The organism is Aeromonas sp. 600282 (genome assembly GCF_049175755.1).
Classification (GTDB): domain Bacteria; phylum Pseudomonadota; class Gammaproteobacteria; order Enterobacterales; family Aeromonadaceae; genus Aeromonas; species Aeromonas veronii_A.
This window is the reverse complement of the sequence record NZ_JAAKVR010000013.1, coordinates 53,160-70,457: the sequence shown is the minus strand read 5'-3', so window position 1 is coordinate 70,457 and position 17,298 is coordinate 53,160. Positions and strand designations below refer to the sequence as shown.

Genomic DNA, 17,298 nt, shown 5'->3' with positions numbered 1-17,298 from the left:
CGGATCCAGAAAAAAGGCGAGCCGGGCGGCTCGCCAAACGCTTACAACATGAGGTACCGATCAGGCCGCCAGGATCTCGGCCAGGTCAGCCTCGGCCGTGGTGGTCCCTTTCAGGCCAAATTGCTCCTCCAGTACCTTGAGCAGCGCCGGGGTGAGGAAGGCGGGGGCGGTTGGCCCGGTGCGGATGTCCTTCACCCCGAGGGAGAGCAGGGTGAGCAGAATGACGATGGCTTTTTGCTCGAACCAGGAGAGCACCAGCGTCAGCGGCAGATCGTTGACCCCGCACTCGAACGCCTCGGAGAGTGCCAGCGCCAACTGAATGGCGGAGTAGGCATCGTTGCACTGACCCACGTCCAGCAGACGCGGAATGCCGCCGATGTCGCCAAAGTCGAGCTTGTTGAACTTGTATTTGCCGCAGCCCAGCGTGAGCAGCAGGCTGTCGCGCGGCGCCGCCTTGGCAAACTCGGTGAAGTAGGCGCGCTCGGCCTTGTCGCCGTCACAGCCACCCACCAGGAAGAAGTGGCTGATCTCCCCGGCTTTGACCTTCTCAATCACTGCGGGCGCAGCCTGCATCAGGGCGTTGCGGGCAAAGCCGATGGTGATGAAGTGCTCGAGCTCGGTGTGCTTGAAGCCTTCCAGCGCTTGTGCCTTGGCGATCACGGCGGAGAAATCATCCCCCTCCAGATGGGTGACGCCCGGCCAGCCGACGATGGAGCGGGTAAAGATGCGATCCGAGTAGTTGCCCACATTCGGGTCGATGATGCAGTTGGAGGTCATCACCACGGCGCCCGGGAAGTTGGCAAACTCCTTCTGCTGGTTTTGCCAGGCGGAGCCGTAGTTGCCCACCAGATGGGGGTACTGCTTGAAGAAGGGGTAGGCCAGCGCGGGCAGCATCTCGCCGTGGGTGTAGACATGAATGCCGGTCCCCTTGGTCTGTTCCAGAATGAGTTTGAGATCCATCATGTCGTGGCCGGAGACCAGAATGCACTTGCCGGGGATCGGCGTGACCCTGACCCGGGTCGGCTCCGGATGGCCGAAGGCGCTGGTTTCACCGAGATCCAGCATCTCCATGATTTTGAAGTTGAGTTGACCGATCTCCATGGCGCAGTTGAACAGCCGACCCATTTCGCTCGGATCTGTGCTGAGCCAGCTCATGATGCGGTGGAATTCGGCGGCCACCTCGTCACTCTGCTGATCCAGCACCCGGGCGTGCTCCATATAGGCGGCTGCACCCTTGAGGCCGTAGAGACAGAGCAGACGCAGCCCCATGATGTCTTCGTTCACCTCGCTCTTGCCCCGATTCGGGGCGGCTGGTGCGGCATGGGCAAGTTGTTCCAGCAGTTCGGCACCGGGTTCGAAGTAAGCGGAGTGTGGCAAGTCGTTCACCTGCACCGCCATGGTGCTCAGACGATCGGCCAGCTGCTGGCGATAGGCGAGGGCCTGATTGACGTAGGCCACGATGCGATTCGAGTCGAAGTTGACGTTGGTGAGGGTAGCGAAGAAGGCCTTGGGCACGAAGGCATCGATTTCGCGATCCATGATGCCCTGCTCACGGGCGGCCAGCGCCCAGGCGCTGAGCCCCTGCAGGGTATAGATCAGCACATCCTGCAGATCCGAGGTTTCAGCCGTCTTGCCGCACATACCTTGTGCGTAGGCACAGCCGTTGCCAGCCGGGGTACGAATAGTCTGTTCACATTGCACACAAAACATCATGCCTCTCCTAATTGGACATTTCAGTTGTCTGTTTTGTGGCGATTCTATTCCTCTCGCGAAAAACTTAATAGGCATTCAATTTGCCAATTAAGATTCCCTTGATGCAGATCAAAAACAAAAAAAGCCGCCCAAACAGGGCGGCAAGCGGGTGGATAAAAGGAGAGACAACTCAGGTTTGCAACAGAACATAACAATCAGACAGATTGGGCCGTGGTCTGGTCAGGCGCTTCCGGCCCGGTACTTACTCAAGCAATCATACGTACGCTGTAGTCAGCTTGGTTCACTATCAGGCCAGATAAGCGCGCAGCATCCAGACCAGTTTTTCCTGCTGCTGCACATAGTCGGAGAGGATGGAGGCAGTGCCTTCATCACCGGCTTCGGCGGCCTGACCCAGAATACGGCGCTGGGCGACCAGCAGTTCGCGGAAGCTCTCCAGCAGGGATTCGACACAGGCGCGGCCATCGTGCAGCCCTTTTTGCTCCGGGATGGCAGAGACTTTCAGGTAGTCGCTGAAGCTGTGCATGGGCACGCCATCCAGGGTCAGGATCCGCTCGGCCAGTGCATCGACTTTCAGCAGCAGGTCGTTGTAAATCTCTTCAAATTTCAGGTGCAGCTCGAAGAACTGGTTGCCACGGATATTCCAGTGGAAGCCGCGCACGTTCATGTAGAGGATCTGGTAGCTGGCCAGCAATTTGTTCAACTCGGCTGCCAGGGCTTGTGATTGAGCAGTATCAAGACCAATCGGGCTTTTCATCATTCACCTCCAGATTTGGAAATCGGTTTTAAATTCTCTTTCGGAACGCAATCAGGATAACGCCTTGCAAAATGCAGGGACAATTGCTTGTGCCTAACTGTTTGATAGCTAACAGCTATCAAACAGTACGCAGCGACGGGGGCAATGGATGAGGATTAGGGGAAGTATTTTTCGAGCAGCGCCATCAGGATGGCCTGACACTCGCGGTCCGGTTCGCTATCGACCTTGCTGGCGCGAAAGTGGAGCTGAAAGGCGCCCATGACGGCGCGGCTCTGCTCATCCCACTGGCCGCTCCGGGGCAGGCCATAGCCATAGCGGGCCAGCTGCTGCTGCCACATGGCCGTATCCCAATCGGGCAAGGGGCTGGCCAGTAACTCGGCCACCCGACTTTCATCGGGCCAGGCGCCGACTCCGTACGTCAGATAGAGCTGGCGCCAGGGGAAGTAGGGGCCGGGATCCTGCTTGCGCTCGGGGGCGACATCGCTGTGGCCCAGCACCTGGGTCGGTGGAATCTGGTAGCGGGCGACCAGCTCCCGACTGAGGGCGCCGACGGCGGCAATCTGCTGCGGGGTATAGGGTTGCCAGCGGCGGGCATCGGGGGCCAGCGGCTCATCTTCTGCTGGATAGCCGAGGTTGACGATCTCGATGCCAAGGGAACTTGCATTGAGCCCGGCATATTGGTGCCAGCGGCTGCGTCCTGCATGCCAGGCGCGCGCGTTGTCCGGCACCAGCTGATAGACGGTGAGCGGTGTTTTGTGGCTGTCGCGGGGGATCAGGTAGTGGGCGCTCACCTTGTGCTCCGGCTCGGTCAGCAGGCGCAAGGAATTGGCATCATCTTCATCGGTGTAGTGGAGGATCAGAAAGGCGATCCGCTCATTCTGGTTGGCGCTCTGATAGCGGGTAGATAGCTGGTACTCGGACGGTGTGCAGGCGCCCAGCAGCAGAACCAGTGGCAGAAAGAAGAGGGGAAGAAGACTGCGCCAGCGCCATCCCCCTGCTGCAGCCTGGTTGCTGAGCGTGGGAGGAGTGAGTCGCTGGCACATGTCGAAGGCCCGGTCTGGTCAGTCGCGCGGCTGGTTAGCCGCGGTATTTGGCCGTGAGACCGATCAGGAAGTTGCGCAGGATCTGATCCCCGCAATCCTGATAGTGCTTGTGATCCTTGGAGCGGAACAGGGCACTGAGCTCGGACTTGGAGAGGTTGAAGTCGGCGAGCTTGAGGGTGCCGAGCATGTCCTCTTCCTTGAAGTTGAGACCGATGCGCAGCTTGCGCAGGATCATGTTGTTGTTGATCCGGTTCGGGATCACCTGGGCCGGTGCATCTTCCCGCACGCCGCGGCGGGCGATGATGAAGCCGTCGAGGAACTGGCTCAGAGCCGAGTCGGGACAGGCGACATAGCCTGCCTCTTGCTCTTCACCTTCCGCCGCCTCTTTCATCAACCAGCTGTGCAGCTGGGCGTGAGTGACCGCCAGGTTGCCCTTGGCAAACATCTCGACCATCTGGTCGTTGCTGATGGTGAGGGCGTAGCGCAGACGGCGCAGAATATCGTTGTTGGTCATGCTGACTCCTGTGTAAACGGCGCAACTTTACCATCTGGCGGCCCTCGCGTCAGAAAAAGCGGGGGCCGGTACAGTTCAGGTCAAGCTCATCAAGCCTTGCCGAGATAGCGGGGCGCCTCCTGGCGCACCAGTTCCAGCGCATCTTGCAGCTCCAGCAGCTCAGGTTCCAGCTCGCTCACCGGCACGCCGTCACGCAGCTGTTGCTCCAGCTGGGAGAGCAGCCGTTGCAGTCCCGGCACCCCGGAATAGGCACAGCCACCGTTGAGGCGATGGAGCTGTGCCAGCACTTCGCTATCTTCAATTTCGCCAGCCAGCGCGCTATCCAGCACCGGCTCGACCTCGTCAAAACTGGCCAGCAGCATGGTCAGCATCTCTCTGGCGAGATCCTCTTTCCCCGCCGCCTGCCGCACAGCCAGTGCCCAGTCGATCTGCTGGGCACCATCATTCTGGTGGCGACGATGGGCAAAGTCGGTGATGAGCTGGGCCAGCATGCTCTCGTCGATGGGCTTGGCCAGATAGTCGTCCATCCCCTGCCGGATCAGCCGCTCCCGTTCGCCGGGGATGGCGTGGGCGGTCACCGCCACGATCGGGGTGGTGGTGTTGAGGGATTGGTTGCGGATCGCCTGGGTGGCGCTGATGCCATCCATGATCGGCATCTGGATATCCATGAAGATGATGTCGAACGGCTGGCTCTGGGCCTGTTTGACCGCCTCCTTGCCGTTTTTGCACACCACCACCTGACTCACCATCTCCTTGAGCATGGCGGCGATCAGCTTGAGGTTGGCGGCGTTGTCATCCACTGCCAGCACCTTGATTGGCTGCAACTGGCGCGGCGCAGGTTGCGCAGGCAGCTTCTGGCGGCTCGATTCCGGCGAGAGCAGGGCGTGCAGCAGCTTGCGGTGGTTGACCGGTTTGGAGAGACAGTGCTGGGCACCATGGGCCAGCATCGCTTCATAGAGCGCCGGCTCGTGGCTGCTGAGCAGCACTATGGTGTTCTGCTGCTGGCCGTGCAGTTTGTCGAGACGGCCGAGCACTTGCTGCGGCGTATGCAGGGTGCTGCTGCCGATGATCACCATCTCCTGCTCGCTCATCTCGGGCCAGGGATCATCGCTGGTCAGTGGGTGCACATCGAGGCGCCACTCCGCCAGCAGGGCGAGCAGAGAGGCTTGCGCGAAGGGATCTGGTTCCAGCAGCCAGAGCCGTTTGCCACGGATCCGATCCAGCGGCAATTGATCGGTCTGGGGCAGGGGGGAGACCTCTACATCCAGACTGAAGGAGAAGATGGAGCCCTTGCCAAGCTCCGATTCAAAGCGGATCTGGCCGCCCATCTGCTGCACCAGCTTCTGGGTAATGACAAGGCCTAAACCCGTGCCGCCATAACGGCGGGAGATGGAGGAGTCGGCCTGATTGAAGGCCTGGAACAGCTGATGTTGCTGCTCCTGGGAGATACCGATGCCGGTATCGCGGATCTGGACGTTGAGCCTCACCTTGTGGTTGCCACTGCCGGTCTGCTCGATATGGACATCCACGTTGCCCTGCTCGGTGAACTTGATGGCGTTGCCGGTGAGGTTGGTCAGCACCTGTTGCAGACGCATGGGGTCGCCGGTGAGGTAGTCCGGCACATCGGCATCCACCCGCAAGGAGAGCTCCAGCTGCTTGTCGTGGGCGCTGGGGCCGAGCAGGTGCATGGTCTCGTTGAGGGTGTCGCGCAGGCTGAACGGGATATGCTCCAGCTGCAGCTTGCCCGCTTCCAGCTTCGAGAAGTCGAGGATGTCGTTGATGATGCCAAGCAGGTTGCGCGCCGACTTCTCGATGGTCTGCATGTAGTCGGTCTGGCTCGGGGTCAGGCTGGTTTTCAGCAACTGGCGGGTAAAACCGATGACCCCGTTGAGCGGGGTACGCAATTCGTGGGACATGTTGGCCAGAAACTCCGACTTGACCCGCGCGGCCTCTTGCGCCCGCTTCTTGGCCATGTCGAGTTCGACGTTCTGGATCTCGATCTGCTCCAGGGTTTCGCGCAGGTCAGAGGTTGCCTGATCGATATTCTGCTGCATCTCTTCGTGATATTCGGAGAGCGCCTTGGCCATGGCGTTGATGCCGTTTTTCAGCATATCCAGCTCGCCGGTGAGCTGGCCGCTGACCCGGGTATCGAGCCGCCCCTCCCGGATCTTGTGCACCGCCTGCACCATGTTGGTGATGGGCTGGGTCACGCTCTTGACCAGCCGGAAACCAAACAGGGTACTGAATGCGACCCCGATGAGCACCATGATCACCGCAAAGAAGGTATCGCGGTACTGCAGCAGCATGGCCCTGTCGGTCGCCATCTGCATCGAGATGTAGCCGATCATCGGCGGCTCTACATCGCTGGGCAGCGGGAAGCCATCCAGACTGGTTTCAGCCTGGATCGGGGTGCGCAAAATGATGTCGTCCCCCTGAAACGTCACGCTGGTCAGATCCGGAATGGGCTCGCCATCGGGCAGCCTGAGTCGGGTGAAATCCCGGTGATAGTTCGAGGTAACGAACAGCTGGTTGTCCTGGGTGAAGACAGCGATGGACTTGATGAAGGGGGAGTTCTTGCGATGGGTCAGGCCAATCAGCCGCTTGAGGGATTCTCGGCTGTGCTGGGTCATCCCGTATTCACTGGCGATCGCCAGCGGTTCGATAATGTTGATCCCCTGATCAATGAGATTGTTTTCCAGCTGCTGGTAGCGGTGGAAGGTGAAGTAACCGGCCATCAGGCCACCGATGATCAGGGTTGGCAGGATGGTGAAGGCGAGAACGCGTGCTCTCAGGCCATATTTGGTCATACGAACAGGCCACCAGTGAACAGGGTTGGCGATAGGGTTGATGGCAATACACGGGCTCTGTGGCCGTATTTGGTCATACTATTATTCTTGTGGGACAATACCCGGCAGCAGATTCCACAATCATGACATAGCCACCTATAGGCACCAAGTTTTATGGCCCAGTTTTTCAAGCCCCAAAAGAAGTCCACCCAGCTCCAACGCATTGAATTTACGATAGACACCCTCGATCACCACTGCGTCGGTATCGGTCGCCATCAGGGCAAGGCGATCTTCGTCGAAGGGGCTCTGCCCGGCGAGACCGTCAAGGCACGCATCACCGAAGAGAAAAAGCAGTATGGTCACGCCGCCTTGCAGCAGGTGGTGACCCCGGCGGCCAACCGTATCGCCCCCTTCTGCAGCCACTATCGCGAGTGCGGCGGTTGCAGTGCCCAGCACATGTCGGTTGCCGATCAGCAAGCCGCCAAGGCGGCGGGACTGGTCAGCCTGTTCGAGCGGTTGGGCAACATCAAGGCGCCGGCGCTGGAGCCGGTACTGACCGGTGAAGATCGCGCCTACCGCCGGGTCTGTCGTCTGGCCATCAAATTTGACAAGAATGGTCGCTGCACCCGGGTCGGTTTCCGCCGCCGCAACAGCAACGATCTGGTGGAGATCGACAGTTGCCCTGTGCTGGCCGAACCGCTCTCTGCGCTGATTGCCCCGCTGCGTGAATGCCTCAATCGCCTCAAGAGCCAGCGCGAGCTGGGCCATGCGGAGCTTATCCAGGCCGAGCAGGGGATCATGATGCTGCTGCGCCACATCGGCCGCCCCAATGAGGCGGATCGCGCCCTGCTGGTGGCGTTTGCAAAAGCGCAGGGGATCGACCTCTATCTGCAAGCGGCCGATGATCGCATCGAAGCGCTGCAGCAACAATTTTCCCCATCCTATTCGCTGGATGGCCTGTCTCTTGCATTTGCTCCGGGTGACTTCATTCAGGTCAACGGCCCCATCAACCAGAGCATGGTTGAGCAGGCGCTGACATGGCTCGGGGCGAGCAAGGATGACAAGGTGCTCGATCTCTTCTGCGGTATCGGCAACTTCACCCTGCCGCTGGCCCGTCAGGCTCGCGAAGTGGTGGGTGTGGAAGGTGAACTGGCCATGGTGCAGCGGGCCGAAGAGAACGCCCGTCGCAACGGCATCAGCAATGCCCGTTTCTACAAAGCCGACCTGAGCGATGACATCGTCGGCATGTCCTGGGCGCGGGAAGGGTTTGATCTGGTGCTGCTGGATCCGGCTCGCCCCGGCGCGTTGGAAGTGATGGGACACGTCGTGAAACTTTCACCCAAGCGGGTGGTCTACGTCTCCTGTAACCCGGTCACCCTGGCACGGGACAGTCAGGTGCTGGTGAAAGGGGGTTACCGTCTGGTGCGCCTCGGCATGCTCGACATGTTCCCTCACACCGGTCATCTGGAGTCCATGGCGCTGTTTGAACGGGAGTAAATGACTCATCAGTTCGGCGATGCCGGATAGGTCATCCGGCATGTTCGTTACTCTTTGAGCAGGTGTGTATATGAAGTAATCCTGCTCATCAGTACGGCGATGCGGATATGTAATCTGGCATGTTTGCGGCTGTTTGAGCTGGTGTGTATATGAAGTAATCCTGCTCATCGGTACGGCGATGCGGATATGTAATCTGGCATGTCTGCGGCTGTTTGAGCTGGTGTGATTGGGGTAATCTAGACCCTCGTCGTTCGGCAGGGCCTGTTGGCGCGCTCTATTGTCTTTCTGGACAATATGCCTTGAAAAGTGCGCTGGATATCCCCATTTGAGGCAATCTCATGAGGGGAGAAAGTGACAGCTTTCGGCCCGATAATTTAAAGGATTGATACCATGGTTGCGGTTCGCGATATTCATTTGAAAGACAACTTCACCCTGGAAGAGTGGGTCAGCTCGCTCTCTTTGAGTGACAGTGAAAAGGATCAGCTGCGAACCGTCTACCAGTATTGTCTGACGCTCGGTGACGAGGCGCTGACCAGCAAGCTGCTGGTGCGCGGCATCGAAATGGTGGGCATCCTGCAGATGCTCAGCATGGATATCGGCACTCTCAAAGCGGCCATCATCTACCCCTTCGTCGAAGCCGGTCTCATCAGCCAGGAGCGGATGGACGAGGACTTCGGCTCCAAGATCGCCAAGCTGGTGGAAGGGGTGCTGGAGATGGAGGCCATCCGCTCCCTGCAAACCCTCCATCGCAGCGAAACCTCACCGGAGCAGGTCGACAATGTGCGTCGCATGTTGCTTGCCATGGTCGAGGATGTGCGCGCCGTGGTGATCAAGCTGGCGGAGCGGATCGCCTGCCTGCGGGAAGCGAAGACGGCAGATGAAGAGACCCGGGTGCTGATGGCCCAGGAGATCACCAATATCTATGCGCCGCTCGCCAACCGTCTCGGCATTGGCCAGCTCAAGTGGGAGCTGGAAGATCTTGCCTTCCGTTACCTGCACCCTGATACCTACAAGCAGATCGCCAAGCAGCTCGACGAGAAGCGGCTCGACCGCGAGCGCTATATCCGCGAGTTTGTGCAATCCCTGCGTAATGGGTTGAAAGAGGCGGGAGTTGACGCCGAGGTGTACGGCCGCCCGAAACACATCTACAGCATCTGGCGCAAGATGCAGAAGAAGCACCTCGAATTCAACGAGTTATTCGACGTGCGCGCGGTGCGGGTAGTGACCAAGCGGTTGCAGGATTGCTATGCGGCGCTCGGTATCGTGCACACCCAGTTCCACCACATTCCACGCGAGTTTGACGACTATGTCGCCAACCCCAAACCGAACGGCTATCAGTCGATCCACACCGTAGTGGTGGGGCCGGAGGGCAAGACGGTCGAGATCCAGATCCGTACCGACCAGATGCATCAGGATGCCGAACTCGGCGTCGCGGCGCACTGGCGCTACAAGGAAGGGGCACAGGCTGGCGGCAAGGCCAACACCTTCGAAGACAAGATCGAGTGGCTGCGCAAGCTGCTCGCCTGGCAGGAAGACCTCTCCGAGAGCGGCTCCCTGCTGGAAGATCTGCGCAGTCAGGTGTTCGAGGACAGAGTCTACGTCTTCACCCCGAAAGGGGATGTCATCGACCTGCCAGCTGGCGCCACCCCGCTCGATTTTGCCTATCACGTCCACAGCATGATCGGTCACCGCTGCATCGGCGCCAAGATTGACGGCCGCATCGTGCCGTTTACCTACGCGCTGCAGACCGGCGATCAGGTGGAGGTGATCACCCAGAAAGAGCCGAACCCGAGCCGCGACTGGATGAACCCCAACGCCGGCTTCCTGCGCTCCAGTCGGGCGCGGGCCAAGGTGGCGACCTGGTTCAGAAAGCTGGATCGGGACAAGAATATCGTGGCCGGTCGCGAGCTGTTCGAGAAGGAGCTGGATCGCCACAACCTCAGCATGTCCAAGATCGACAAGGGCAACATGCTGCGCCGCTTCAATCTGGAGAGCACCGACGATCTGCTGGCCGGTATCGGCAGCGGCGATATCCGCATCAACCAGGTGCTCAACTATCTCGACACCTGTTACAACAAGCCGACGGCGGAAGAGGAAGATCGCCGCCTGCTGGAGAAGCTGGAGCAGAAGGCCAATGCGCCGATGCGCCACAAGCCCAAAGACCATATCGTGGTGGAAGGGGTCGGCAATCTGATGACCCATATTGCCCGCTGCTGTCAGCCGATCCCTGGGGACTCCATTCAGGGCTTTATCACCATGGGGCGCGGCGTTTCGATCCACCGGGAAGATTGCGAGCAGTTGAAAGAGTTGTCACGGCGCAACCCTGAGCGGCTGATCGATGCGGTGTGGGGGGAGAACTACTCCGGTGGCTATGGCCTCACTATCCGGATCATCTCCAACGACCGCTCCGGCCTGCTGCGCGATATCACTACCGTGCTGGCCAACGAGAAGATCAATGTGATGGGGGTGCGCTCACGTTCCAACGTGCGCGAGCAGACCGCCGAGATCGACATGGAGCTGGAGATTTACAACATCAATGCCTTCAACCGGGCGTTGGCCAAGCTCAGTCAGCTTAACGATGTGATCAGCGCCAAGCGGCTTTGATAGCGAACCGACCGGCCCCAGTGGCCGGTCTGCATTTATGACCCTTTTTGAACGAATTGAAAGCGAATATCCCATGTCCCAACGTTACGATCTGCCCCAACTGCTCGACATCATGGCTCGTTTGCGTGACCCGCAAAACGGCTGCCCCTGGGATCTGAAACAGAACTTCCAGACCATAGTGCCGCACACCCTGGAAGAGGCCTACGAAGTGGCCGATGCCATCGAGACCGAGGATTGGCAGGGGCTGAAAGGGGAGTTGGGCGACCTGCTGTTTCAGGTGGTGTTCTACGCCCAGCTGGGTAAAGAGCGGGGCTTGTTCGACTTCGCCGATATCGTCGATACGGTGAGTGAAAAGCTCATTCGCCGTCATCCCCACGTTTTTTCCGATGCAGATCTCTCCAACGAGCAGGCGGTAAAAGCGAACTGGGAAGCAGAAAAAGCCAAAGAGCGGGCGGCCCTCGACAAAGAGAGCGTGCTGGACGATATACCGCAGGCGCTGCCTGCCCTGACCCGCGCCGCCAAAATCCAGAAACGCTGCGCCACCGTCGGCTTTGACTGGAAGACGTTGGGGCCTGTGGTGGACAAGATCCACGAAGAGATCGATGAGGTGATGGAAGAGGCATTGATGGCCGATGTGGACGAGGCGCGGGTGAGCGACGAGCTCGGCGACTTGTTGTTTGCCACCGTCAATCTGGTGCGTCATCTGGGCAAGGATCCGGAGCAGGTACTGCGAGGCGCCAACGCCAAGTTCGAACGTCGTTTTCGTCAGGTTGAGCAGATAATCGCCGCGGAAGGCTTGAAAATGACCGATTGCACCCTCGAAAAGCTCGATGCCGCTTGGGATAAGGCGAAGGAAACCGAGCAAAGTTGATTTGGCGCAAGATGGGGGGGCGGTGAGCCTGATAGATTTTTGCTCATTGTTTGGGAGAGGGGTTTTTGGTATACTGTTTCCCCGTCCTGCTTCATCCCCGAAGCACCCCTTAAAATTCCCTAAACTTCTTTCAGGTTCAGCATGACGACCAAATATATTTTTGTTACTGGTGGCGTTGTTTCATCCCTCGGCAAAGGCATTGCCGCAGCTTCTCTGGCAGCCATTCTGGAAGCCCGTGGTCTGGATGTGACCATCATGAAACTGGACCCGTACATCAACGTGGATCCGGGCACCATGAGCCCGACCCAGCATGGTGAAGTGTTCGTAACCGAGGACGGGGCCGAAACCGATCTGGATTTGGGCCACTACGAGCGTTTCATCCGCACCAAGATGACCCGTCGCAACAACTTTACCACCGGCCGTATCTACGCCGACGTACTGCGTAAAGAGCGTCGTGGTGACTATCTGGGCGCCACCATTCAGGTTATCCCGCACATCACCAACGCCATCAAAGAGCGGGTGATTGCCGGTGCTGAAGGCCATCAGGTTGCCATCGTCGAAGTGGGCGGTACCGTGGGTGACATCGAGTCCCTGCCGTTCCTCGAAGCCATTCGTCAGCTGGCTGCCGAAGTGGGCCGCAACAACGCCATGTTCATGCACCTGACGCTGGTTCCTTACCTGGCTGCTGCCGGTGAAGTGAAGACCAAGCCGACCCAGCACTCCGTCAAAGAGCTGCTCTCCATCGGTATCCAGCCGGATGTGCTGATCTGCCGCTCTGACCGTGCCATTCCGGCCAACGAGCGCGCCAAGATCGCCCTGTTCTGCAACGTGCCCGAGCGCGCCGTCATCTCCATGAAAGACGTCGACTCCATCTACAAGATCCCGGCACTGCTGAAATCCCAGAATCTGGACTCCTACTTCACCGAGCGTTTCGGTCTGGAGTGCAAAGAGGCTGACTTGTCCGAGTGGGAACAGGTTATCTACGAAGAGGCCAACCCGACTGGTGAAGTGACCATCGGTATGGTCGGCAAATACGTCTCCCTGCCGGACGCTTACAAGTCCGTCAACGAGGCGCTCAAGCACGGTGGTCTCAAGACCCGTCACTCCGTCAACATCAAGTACATCGACTCTCAGGATATCGAGACCCGTGGCGCCGAGCTGCTGGAAGGTCTGGACGCAATCCTGGTGCCGGGTGGCTTTGGTGAGCGCGGTGTGGAAGGCAAAATTCTGGCTGCCCAGTATGCCCGCGAGAACAAGATCCCCTACCTGGGTATCTGCCTCGGCATGCAGGTTGCCATGATCGAATTCGCTCGCAACGTGGCGGGCATGGAAGGGGCTCACTCCTCCGAATTCAAGAAAGATTGCGCGTACCCGGTCGTCGGCCTCATCACCGAGTGGGTTGATGAAGAGGGCAATATCGAGACCCGTACCGAGAAGTCCGATCTGGGCGGTACCATGCGTCTGGGTTCCCAGCTCTGCCACCTGGTCGAAGATTCCAAAGTGCGTCAGATGTACGGCAGCCCGACCATTTACGAGCGTCACCGTCACCGTTACGAAGTAAACAACAAGCTGCTGCCGCAGATTGAAGCGGCAGGTCTGAAAGTGACCGGTCTCTCCGCCGACAAGAAGTTGGTGGAAATCATCGAGATCCCGGATCACCCCTGGTTCGTGGCTGCGCAGTTCCACCCGGAGTTCACCTCTACTCCTCGTGATGGCCACGCTCTGTTCGCCGGTTTTGTGAAGGCGGCAGGCGAGTATCAGAAGCGTAATTTGAAGTAATTGAAAATAAATGCGGTTGGGGCACTGTGCCACAGCCGCTTTTTTTGGCATATTTTTGTTGTTTTTTTACGAAACCTGAGGAAATACACATGTCCAAGATCGTTAAAGTGATCGGTCGTGAAATCATCGACTCCCGTGGTAACCCGACCGTTGAGGCCGAAGTTCACCTGGAAGGTGGTTTTGTTGGTATGGCAGCCGCTCCGTCTGGCGCGTCCACCGGTTCCCGCGAAGCGCTGGAACTGCGTGACGGCGACAAGAGCCGTTTCCTGGGTAAAGGCGTGCTGAAAGCCATCGAAGCCGTAAACGGCCCGATCGCTCAAGCTCTGCTGGGTAAAGATGCCAAGGACCAGGCCACTGTCGACCAGATCATGATCGACCTCGACGGTACCGAGAACAAATCCAAGTTCGGCGCCAACGCCATCCTGGCTGTTTCCCTGGCTAACGCCAAAGCTGCCGCTGCTGCCAAAGGCATGCCGCTGTACGCCCACATCGCCGAGCTGAACGGCACCCCGGGTGTTTACTCCATGCCGCTGCCGATGATGAACATCATCAACGGTGGTGAGCACGCCGACAACAACGTCGACATCCAGGAGTTCATGATCCAGCCGGTTGGCGCCAAGACCCTGAAAGAAGCTGTTCGCATGGGCGCAGAAGTGTTCCACAACCTGGCCAAAGTGCTGAAGTCCAAGGGCTACAACACTGCAGTTGGTGACGAAGGTGGTTTCGCTCCGAACCTGAAATCCAACGCCGAAGCGCTGGAAGTTATCGCTGAAGCCGTTGCCGCTGCCGGTTACAAACTGGGCACCGACATCACCCTGGCTATGGACTGCGCTGCTTCCGAGTTCTACGACGCAGAGAAGAAAGAGTACAACCTGAAAGGCGAAGGTCGTGTCTTCACCTCCAACGGTTTCTCCGACTTCCTGGCTGACCTGACCACCAAGTTCCCGATCGTCTCCATCGAAGATGGCCTGGACGAATCTGACTGGGAAGGCTTCGCCTACCAGACTGCTGAACTGGGCAAGAAAATCCAGATCGTGGGTGACGACCTGTTCGTAACCAACACCAAGATCCTGAAGCGCGGTATCGACAACGGCATCGCCAACTCCATCCTGATCAAGTTCAACCAGATCGGTTCCCTGACCGAAACTCTGGCTGCCATCAAGATGGCCAAAGACGCTGGCTACACTGCCGTCATCTCCCACCGCTCCGGTGAGACCGAAGACGCGACCATCGCCGACCTGGCTGTTGGTACCGCTGCTGGCCAGATCAAGACCGGTTCCATGAGCCGTTCTGACCGTGTTGCCAAGTACAACCAGCTGATCCGTATCGAAGAAGCTCTGGGTGCCAAAGCTCCTTTCCGCGGTCTGAAAGAAGTTAAAAACCAGGCTTAATTTGCTGGTTTGCCAGCCTCGGCTGGAATGAAAAAAACCGGAACCCTTGGGTTCCGGTTTTTTTATGCCTGAGCCTTGCCACAACGCCCTGAGAGGCGAGGGGGTCATGCCTCTGGTTTCGGGTCAGACAAAGGGCAGCATGCGCTGATAGCGCCCTGCATGCGCCTTGAAGCCCAGCTTTTCAAACAGGGCGATAGAGCGGACGTTATCTGCATCGATATCTGCGGTGAGGCAGGTGACTCCCAGTGTGCTAGCGTGGGCGAACAGCAATCCCAGCGCTTCCGACATAAACCCTCTGCGCCAATAGGCCGCATTGAGCAGGCAACCCACCTCGCAGCAGCGGCCCGCCTCGCTGAAACTGTGCAGGCCGCAGGTGCCGATCACCTTGTTGCCCTCCCGCTCGACAATCGCCCACTCCAGCGACTCCCCCATTTGCTCCAGCCGCACCACGCTCGCCATCATCTGCGCCACCATGGCGGGAGAGGTAAAGCAGGGATCAGAGGCAAACTCCATGGTCAGTGGATTGCCATAAATCTCGAACAGATCGGCAGCATCCTGCGGGCCAATGGTGCGTAGTACAATCCGCCTACCGGTTAAGTCGGGCTTCATAAATTTCCTTGGAAGGGTACGCGAGCCAAGATTCATGAATGGTGGGTGTCCTAATTTCTTCTCTATAAAGATAAAGGCCAAGAACCTTGGTAATTCCATACAAGATCTTGATGTTGCTCTATCATGGTTTTAAAAAGCCATACTTCAGTATCTTTCGGTCTAGGCTTTTCAGCCCATCTTTCGATTCCAGATTGACGAGGGCGATTTGCTAAATTAGCACTTTGAGCTTCAGCTGATAAATATCCACCACCTGGCATTCCATACCTCATCTTTCGATCATACAAATTAGCTTCTTGTACAACAATAGAAGTGATCGGTGGTAAGTTTGCTGCATCACACTTTTTGAAAATCTCGGCTAAGGCATCTCTTACAGCTCCGCCACCTTCTCCCAAAGGAACATTCGTATTTTTGCTTACAGTACCGTACGTAACGACTCGCCCCATTGAACTTTGATTACGTAAAAAGTCATAAACCAAATTTGCATTATTAGATAGAGACAAGTAAAGCTCCTTATTCCTTGAGTATTAGCACATAACACCCGATCAAGCTGTGAGTAAGGCAATACGATGTTTCCGCATACCACCTAAATAAGTTTACCGCTAACTGCAAATATCAAGCGTTGCGAATCCGTCTTAAAATACTTATTAAGCATCATTGTTCCAGCACCCTGGACTTTTACTATCAAAGAAATCGATTATAAAATCGCGACCAAAACTATCGTAAATAATTTCGGCTACTCTACGGCAGTATGCTTGATCATATCCAAATACAGACACAGCTATTCGCCTAACATTCGATGCTCTTATGCGCTCGATAATATGAACATCATGATCTCCAAGCCCCCACCCATATATAACCAAACTACGCCATATATCTGGGATCACTTCTCTATATACAGTGTTGAGGTAATGACTGTTTTGGATTGAGCGAACTTTCTGGTTAGAAATACCCTCGCTTACGAATAGAGGAATACACTCGCCTGATTTCCACTCATGCAATATACTATTCAACAAATCTGAGCCGACTCGGCTACTTAGTTTAATTTCCTCTTCTACAACATTGCGAGCTAATGCCAGATTGCCATGAGGATAGAAAACTAACGTTATACGCTTATCTTGCCAGCTATACGGCTCTCTGAATCTAGCCCAATCTTCATCAAATTTACCGTGAAGAAAACAATCCTTGAACTTATGCCCATCTTCATTGCTATTAGCTTTCATCATGACCCAATATAATGTAAGGTCATAATTTAATGAAAAAACCGTTTTAAACCTACTTAAAAATTCACCTACTGTATCTAGATCTCCCTCAATTTCATCGTATTCAGGGTGGATGCTGCGTACTGCCTTGATTAAGCAATCTCGAACATGTTTGTATGCCTTTTCTGTTGCATTATCTTTAATTTTTAGAGCTGAATTTACCTTGTTTGCCTGCCAGACTAAACGCAATATCAACTCAAAATCATCCGTTTCGAAATGTTCAAATAGCATTTCTACATCTTCAGATAACAACCCATGATCGATTGCATGTTTTTTTAACGATGCATATGTAAATGATTTATCTAGACTAATTGATGCACCATTACCCAATAATATGGAGCTTTTATATCTTCTGCTGATATCAAGCCAATCGTATATCTCGTATGCCACCATTAACTCCTGATGCTTAACGCCTCAATAAGCTGCGCGGCTCTGCCGCGTCTAGCGCCGTAGGCGCGTAGTTAATTTACATGTTATG

13 protein-coding genes are annotated in these 17,298 nt (G+C 56.8%); 5 read left to right on the top strand and 8 right to left on the bottom strand.

Translation table 11 applies throughout. The features are described from left to right. Positions 1-60: 60 nt before the first annotated feature. From hcp to barA, 5 genes are all read right to left on the bottom strand, one after another. Positions 61-1,710, bottom strand: coding sequence for a hydroxylamine reductase (gene hcp, locus G5137_RS13495; RefSeq protein ID WP_421255556.1), 1,650 nt, complete (start codon positions 1,708-1,710; stop codon positions 61-63). 289 nt (positions 1,711-1,999) lie between these two features. After that, complete coding sequence (locus tag G5137_RS13490; protein ID WP_021229540.1) at positions 2,000-2,467, bottom strand: Dps family protein; 468 nt, start codon at positions 2,465-2,467, stop codon at positions 2,000-2,002. 155 nt (positions 2,468-2,622) lie between these two features. Continuing rightward, positions 2,623-3,510 (bottom strand): N-acetylmuramoyl-L-alanine amidase, encoded by an 888-nt coding sequence (locus G5137_RS13485; RefSeq protein ID WP_421255530.1) that lies wholly within the window; start codon positions 3,508-3,510, stop codon positions 2,623-2,625. A gap of 34 nt (positions 3,511-3,544) precedes the next feature. After that, positions 3,545-4,024: a DUF1456 family protein gene (locus G5137_RS13480; protein WP_115521758.1), complete on the bottom strand. Its 480-nt coding sequence runs from the start codon at positions 4,022-4,024 to the stop codon at positions 3,545-3,547. Positions 4,025-4,113: 89 nt separating this feature from the next. Beyond that, the gene (gene barA, locus G5137_RS13475) at positions 4,114-6,831 is read right to left on the bottom strand and encodes a two-component sensor histidine kinase BarA (protein ID WP_421255529.1); all 2,718 of its coding nucleotides are present in this window, start codon (positions 6,829-6,831) and stop codon (positions 4,114-4,116) included. A gap of 153 nt (positions 6,832-6,984) precedes the next feature. Between barA and rlmD the strand changes: the two genes are divergently transcribed. From rlmD to eno, 5 genes are all read left to right on the top strand, one after another. Continuing rightward, a complete protein-coding gene (rlmD, locus tag G5137_RS13470) occupies positions 6,985-8,307 on the top strand; it encodes a 23S rRNA (uracil(1939)-C(5))-methyltransferase RlmD (RefSeq protein WP_270905591.1) in 1,323 nt (440 codons plus the stop codon). A 390-nt stretch (positions 8,308-8,697) separates the two neighbouring features. Next, positions 8,698-10,911 carry a GTP diphosphokinase gene (relA, locus tag G5137_RS13465; protein ID WP_005335588.1) on the top strand — a complete coding sequence of 738 codons (2,214 nt, stop codon included), beginning with the start codon at positions 8,698-8,700 and terminating at the stop codon, positions 10,909-10,911. Positions 10,912-10,984: 73 nt separating this feature from the next. After that, a complete protein-coding gene (mazG, locus tag G5137_RS13460; RefSeq protein ID WP_149152231.1) occupies positions 10,985-11,782 on the top strand; it encodes a nucleoside triphosphate pyrophosphohydrolase in 798 nt (265 codons plus the stop codon). Between the two features lie 141 nt (positions 11,783-11,923). Next, the gene (gene pyrG / locus G5137_RS13455; RefSeq protein WP_005343329.1) at positions 11,924-13,561 is read left to right on the top strand and encodes a glutamine hydrolyzing CTP synthase; all 1,638 of its coding nucleotides are present in this window, start codon (positions 11,924-11,926) and stop codon (positions 13,559-13,561) included. An 89-nt stretch (positions 13,562-13,650) separates the two neighbouring features. Then, positions 13,651-14,952 (top strand): phosphopyruvate hydratase, encoded by a 1,302-nt coding sequence (gene eno / locus G5137_RS13450; protein ID WP_005335583.1) that lies wholly within the window; start codon positions 13,651-13,653, stop codon positions 14,950-14,952. A 123-nt stretch (positions 14,953-15,075) separates the two neighbouring features. On the opposite strand, the gene G5137_RS13445 is transcribed toward eno, so the two are convergent. The 3 genes from G5137_RS13445 to G5137_RS13435 all read right to left on the bottom strand — a co-directional run bounded on the left by G5137_RS13445 (position 15,076) and on the right by G5137_RS13435 (position 17,210). After that, complete coding sequence (locus tag G5137_RS13445) at positions 15,076-15,561, bottom strand: GNAT family N-acetyltransferase (protein WP_421255528.1); 486 nt, start codon at positions 15,559-15,561, stop codon at positions 15,076-15,078. A 62-nt stretch (positions 15,562-15,623) separates the two neighbouring features. After that, the gene (locus tag G5137_RS13440; protein WP_146142134.1) at positions 15,624-16,061 is read right to left on the bottom strand and encodes a hypothetical protein; all 438 of its coding nucleotides are present in this window, start codon (positions 16,059-16,061) and stop codon (positions 15,624-15,626) included. Positions 16,062-16,205: 144 nt separating this feature from the next. After that, a complete protein-coding gene (locus G5137_RS13435; RefSeq protein ID WP_235657041.1) occupies positions 16,206-17,210 on the bottom strand; it encodes a DUF4917 family protein in 1,005 nt (334 codons plus the stop codon). Positions 17,211-17,298 lie beyond the last annotated feature (88 nt).